The 5,169-nt window shown below is 70.6% G+C and carries 5 protein-coding genes and 2 pseudogenes; 4 read left to right on the top strand and 3 right to left on the bottom strand.

The window, feature by feature from the left end; genetic code table 11:
- From G6022_RS07190 to G6022_RS07180, 3 genes and pseudogenes are all read left to right on the top strand, one after another.
- Positions 1-272: pseudogene (locus G6022_RS07190) on the top strand (YidC/Oxa1 family membrane protein insertase); the annotation flags it as partial.
- A gap of 298 nt (positions 273-570) precedes the next feature.
- On the top strand, positions 571-2,157 hold the full coding sequence (locus G6022_RS07185; protein WP_182691273.1) for an ATP-binding cassette domain-containing protein: 1,587 nt from the start codon (positions 571-573) through the stop codon (positions 2,155-2,157).
- Positions 2,158-2,201: 44 nt separating this feature from the next.
- Complete coding sequence (locus tag G6022_RS07180; RefSeq protein ID WP_182610229.1) at positions 2,202-2,780, top strand: dihydrofolate reductase family protein; 579 nt, start codon at positions 2,202-2,204, stop codon at positions 2,778-2,780.
- A gap of 76 nt (positions 2,781-2,856) precedes the next feature.
- On the opposite strand, the gene G6022_RS07175 is transcribed toward G6022_RS07180, so the two are convergent.
- The 3 genes from G6022_RS07175 to G6022_RS07165 form a co-directional block, all read right to left on the bottom strand.
- Entirely contained in the window at positions 2,857-3,393 is a 537-nt protein-coding gene (locus G6022_RS07175) for a ferritin (protein WP_179525999.1), read from the bottom strand.
- Positions 3,394-3,620: 227 nt separating this feature from the next.
- Positions 3,621-4,400: an SDR family oxidoreductase gene (locus G6022_RS07170; RefSeq protein WP_182691270.1), complete on the bottom strand. Its 780-nt coding sequence runs from the start codon at positions 4,398-4,400 to the stop codon at positions 3,621-3,623.
- A gap of 33 nt (positions 4,401-4,433) precedes the next feature.
- Positions 4,434-4,883 (bottom strand): limonene-1,2-epoxide hydrolase family protein, encoded by a 450-nt coding sequence (locus G6022_RS07165; protein WP_182657632.1) that lies wholly within the window; start codon positions 4,881-4,883, stop codon positions 4,434-4,436.
- Between the two features lie 78 nt (positions 4,884-4,961).
- On the opposite strand from G6022_RS07165, the pseudogene G6022_RS07160 reads away from it, so the two are divergent.
- A pseudogene (locus tag G6022_RS07160) lies at positions 4,962-5,169 on the top strand (alpha/beta hydrolase); the annotation flags it as partial.

Raw genomic sequence — 5,169 nt, 5'->3', positions numbered from 1 at the left:
GCTCGGCAGCTGCGGGCAAGCCGCAGGACTTCCAGTCGATCGCCGAGTCCATGACCGAGTCGATGAACCAGTCGATGAAGATCATGATGTACCTGTTCCCCTTCTTCCCGATCGTGGGCGCGTACTTCTTCAACTTCCCCATCGCGATCGGTATCTACTGGCTCACCAACAACATCTGGACCGCGGTGCAGTCGCACTTCTTCATGGAGAAGCTCGAGAAGGAGCTGCCGATGACCAGCCGCGAAGGCCTCCCGCCCAGCGCGTTCATGTGACGCGCCCGCCCGCCGCAGGCACGGCGTTCTGGTCGTGCCTACTGCGGTGAATCGGCGGAATCGCCGCAGTAGCCTCGACCAGACGGGACCTCGCGTGCTCTCGTGCCTCGCGTGCAGCCCTTGCCCGCGGTGGCCCCCCGGCGTACTGTGCACAGCGGAAGTCGGCAGGCGCACGGCGTGACCGCGGGGAGACCTGCGGGCGCGAGGGGCGCCAGCCGAGAACTCGACACGAGGAGCCACAGGACAGTGCTCGACCCCAGGTGAGACCCGGCCCACCCGCCACCTCCCTGGAGCACTCATGTCTTCCCTCGTCCTGTCGGACGTCGCCTACGCGTTCCCCGACGACACCACACTCTTCACCGGGCTCGACCTCACGGTGCGCCCCGGTCTGACCTCACTGGTCGGCCGCAACGGCGCCGGCAAGTCCACGCTGCTGCGCGTGATCGCCGGGGAGCTGCCGCTGTCCGCCGGGTCGATCTCCGTCGACGGCGAGCCCGCCCGCCCGCCCGCGGTCGCATACCTGCCGCAGCTGCTCGTCGACGCCTCGCCCGGCCGCACCCTCGCCGACGAACTCGGGATAGGCCCGCAGCTCGCGGCGCTGCATCGGATCGAGGCGGGAGAGGGCGACGACGACGACTTCGCCCGCATCGGTGATGACTGGTCCGTCGCCGAACGGACCCTCGCGCTGCTCGACCAGCTGGGCCTGCCCGCCGAGTTGACCAGACCCGTGGGCGAGTTGTCCGGCGGGGAGCGCACGCTCGCGGCGGTGGCGGGTCGACTCCTGGGGCAGCCGAAGGTGCTGCTTCTCGACGAGCCGACCAACAACCTCGACCGACCGGCCCGGGCCAGGTTGTTCGCGGCGCTCGAGGGGTTCGTCTCCGCAGGGCGGCGGATCGCTGTGGCGGTGAGCCACGACCTGGAACTGCTCGAACGGGCCGATGCCACGGTGGAGCTGCGGTCCGGACGATGTCGACTGTTCGGGGGGCCGTACTCGCTGTACCGGGAGGTCGTCGACTCCGAGCAATCGGCTGCGGTGCAGTCGCTGGCGGGTGCCCGCAACGAGCTGCGCGCGGAGAAGCGGGACAGGGTCGAGGGGACGGAGAAGGCGAGCCGCAGACTCGCGCATGGGCGTCGCGTGCAGGCCGCCGGCGGGATGCCCAAGATACTCATGAACGCACGGCGCAGGTCCGCCCAGGAATCCGCGGGCAGACTACGCGCGGTCCACGAGCAGGGAGTCGAGCAGGCGCGCGCGCGGATGCAGGACGCCGACGCCGCCGTCCGCCGAGAGGAGGTGTTGCGGATCCCGATGCCCGACCCGGGGCTGCCGGCCGGGCGGAGCGTGATTGACACCCTCGATCCGGTCGCCGGTCGCATCCACCTGACCGGGCCTGCGCGGATACGGCTCGCCGGCCCCAACGGCAGCGGCAAGACCACGCTGCTCCGGCGCCTGTTCGGAGACGGGTCCGCCGGAGCTGGTGACGACGAGGCGGCGCACGTGCCCTGGGCTCTGCTGCCGCAGGATCTGCGGGTCGAGCATCCCGACAGGTCGGTGGTGGACGCGATCCGGGCGGTGCGCCCTGAGGCCGATCCCGAGCAGGTCCACGCCCACGCCGCGCGGATGTTGTTCACGGGGGACGCCGGGTTCCGCCGCCTCGCCGAGCTCTCCGGTGGCGAACGTCTGCGCGCGGCGTTGGCGGCGAGGTTGTTCGCGCGGCCGGTTCCGCAGTTGCTGATCCTGGACGAGCCCACCAACAACCTCGACCTCGCCGGCGTGGAGGTGCTCGCCGACGCTCTCGCGCGGTGGCGCGGGGCCCTGGTCCTGGTGAGCCACGACGACGGCTTCTGTGCCCGGGTGGGGGTGGACGACGTGATCCGGCTCGGCTGACCCGCTCCATTTCCCCTGATCACAGACCACGAAGGGACTCACCCATGCGCAAGCTCATCTACTACATCGCCGTCACCGCCGACGGGTTCATCGCGGACCCCGACGGACGGACGGACTTCTTTCCGCTCGAGGGCGACCACATGGCCTGGCTCGTCGAGCACTATCCGGAGACGATCCCCGGTCACATCCGCGGCGCGATCGGGCTCGCGGGGACCGCCCCATGGGTGTTCGACACGGTTCTGCTGGGCCGGTCCACCCATCAAGTCGCTGTCGACGAGGGGCTGGCCAGCGGCTACCCGCACCTGCGCCAGTACGTGGTGACCCATCGGCCGGGTGATCTGCCGGCGGAGACGGGCCTCACGGCGTCGGACGAGGACCCCGTGACACTGGTCCGACGACTCAAGGCGGAGAGCTCCCCGCTCGACATCTGGCTCTGCGGTGGCGGGGAGCTGGCAGCGGCGTTGGTGGACGAGATCGACGAGTTCCGGCTCAAGGTCAACCCGGTGGTGATCGGCCGGGGGCGACCGCTGATCGCCGGGTCCACCGGTGCGCGGTCCCTGGTCACGCACCGGCGGATCGGGTTCGACAGCGGGGTGAGCTACGTGGAGTACAGCTGCGCCTGACCCGCCCGCGCCCGCCCCGCCAACACCAGCCCCGCCCGTACCGGCCGAGCCCGCTCGCCGGATCCGGGATGTCCGGTCAGACGGCGCCGCCGGCCACCGCGGGCGGGGTGCCGGTGTTGGTGGAGGTGTCGGTCTCGCGTGCGAGGTATTCCTCGATGCGGAACCAGTCGTTGTCCGCGCGCTCGGCGATCGCCACCAGGGTGCTCATGTTGGCGACCTCCTCGACCTGCTCACGCAGGAACCACAGCATGAACTGCTCACCCAGCGGGTCGGACTCGGCGCGGGCCGCCTGGAACATCGACTCGATCTGACGGGTGACCTGCTTCTCCTGCTCGAGCGCGTAGCGCAGGGCGGCGACGGGGCCGTCGAACTCGGCCTGCGGGCCGGGCACGGCCGGGATGGTCACCGGGATGTCGCGGTCGAGCATGTACTGGACCATCATCATGGCGTGGTTCCGCTCGCCGAGGCTGTGCTGGTAGAAGCGTCCGGCGAGCTGGGGCAGATCCTTGGCGTCGGCCCACACGGCGATCGCGATGTACTGCTGGCTCGCGGCGAACTCGTGGCCGACCTGCGCGGACAGGAGTTCGGTGAACGACGAAGACTTCTTGGCCATGATCATGGCACCCTTCCTCTCGGGGACCTCGACGGACGTCGAGACTCGCCCGGGGCATGTTGCGCCCCAGGGCTCCCAGAGTAGGGCTGGCCACAGCGTTTTACCAGGTCAGTAAGGCTAACCGAACATCGGTAAGCCTGGCCTTGTCGGCGGGACCTGCCAACGGGGTCCCGCGCCACCGCGCCACCGCGCCACCGCGCCACCGCGGGACCGCGGGACCGTACCACTCAGCGCCGGTGCGCCCGCATGGCCGAGTGCTGGTCCCGCGGCTTGACCACGATCTGGTCCAGGTTGACGTGCGACGGCCGGCTCGCCACGAACCCCACGATCTCGGCGATGTCGCGTGCGACCATGGGGGTCAATCCCTGGTAGACGGCGCCGGCCTTGTCGTCGTCGCCGTCGAACCGCACGAGCGAGAACTCGGTCTCCACCATGCCGGGCGCGATCTCGGTGAACCGCACGGGTTGGCCCAGGTGCTCCCCGCGCAGCGTCCGGTGCAGCACGGCCTGCGCGTGCTTGGCGGTGGTGTAGCCGCTGCCCTTGTCGTAGGACTCCAGCGCGGCGATCGAGGTGATGGTCACCACCAGGCCGTCGCCGGTCTCCACGAGCACCGGCATGAGGCCGCGCACGAGCCGAAGAGTGCCCAGGACGTTGGTCTCCCACATCCACCGCCACTGCTCCTCGTCGGCGTCCATGACGGTGGTCGTGCCCTTGGCGCCGCCGGCGTTGTTGACCAGCACGTGGAGCCGGGGGACGGCCACGCAGAACGCCTCACACGAGGCGGGATCGGTCACGTCCAGGGGCATGGCGGTGCCGCCGATCTCGTCCGCGAGCGCCTGCAGCCGGTCGAGTCGCCGGGCGCCGACGACCACGTGGAACCCCAGCCCCGCGAGTTCGCGCGCGGTGGCCTCGCCGATCCCGGAGGAGGCGCCGGTCACCACCGCGATGCGGGTGTCGGCGGGGAGGTCGGCCAGGCGCTCACGGACGGCGGGGTGATCGAAGCTCATGTCCCAGAGACTAGGTGCTCGACGACGACGAGTTCAGCGACCCCGTCCGGTGATCATCCCCACCAGCCCGCGCACCGTGCCGAGGGCCATGTCGGACTTGGAGAAGTAGTCCTGCCAGCCGCAGACGAGGCCGTCGCGGACCTCGAGGCGTCCGCAGACCCAGAAACCGCAGCGGAATCGCCCGAGTCCCAGGTAGTCGGTGCGTTCGGTGAGCACGATGGCGGGGGAGCCTGGGGTGGTCGGGTCCGCCGGTGCGCCCACGGCGAGGTGGTGGATCTCCGCGTCGAAGTCCACGGTGGCGCCCATGGCCGACAGCGCCTTGACCACGTCGCGCTTACCCCGGATGGTGGGGAGCCCGATGTTGGCCCACCACACGTCGTCGGCCAGCAGGTCGGCGGCGGCGGGGACGTTGCCCGAGACGAGGGCGTCGAAGAAGGTGCGGACCACGACGTCGGAGTCGATCTGGGTGGTGGTGGTTGCCATTGGACCACGGTAGCCGCCCCGGTCCGGCTTGTGTGGCCGGAACGCTCGGCCCCGGCCGACTCATGTGCGGCTGGCACGATGAGTCCCATGAACTCTGCACCCACACCCGCCGTCTCCTCCGCCGTCTCCTCCGACGGCACGGTCATCGCCTACCGCGTCCTCGGCGACCCCGCCGCCCGCCCGCTGGTGCTGGTCCACGGCTGGGCCCAGTCGAGCGCCTGCTGGGGGCCGGACCTGCTCGACGCGCTGGCCGCGCGGTTCCGGGTGGTGGCGGTGGATCTGCGCG

The organism is Dietzia sp. Cai40, from assembly GCF_014145165.1.
In the GTDB taxonomy this organism is placed as follows: Bacteria; Actinomycetota; Actinomycetes; order Mycobacteriales; family Mycobacteriaceae; genus Dietzia; species Dietzia natronolimnaea.
Note: the sequence above shows the minus strand (reverse complement) of the source record. Positions and strands in the feature narration are given on the sequence as shown.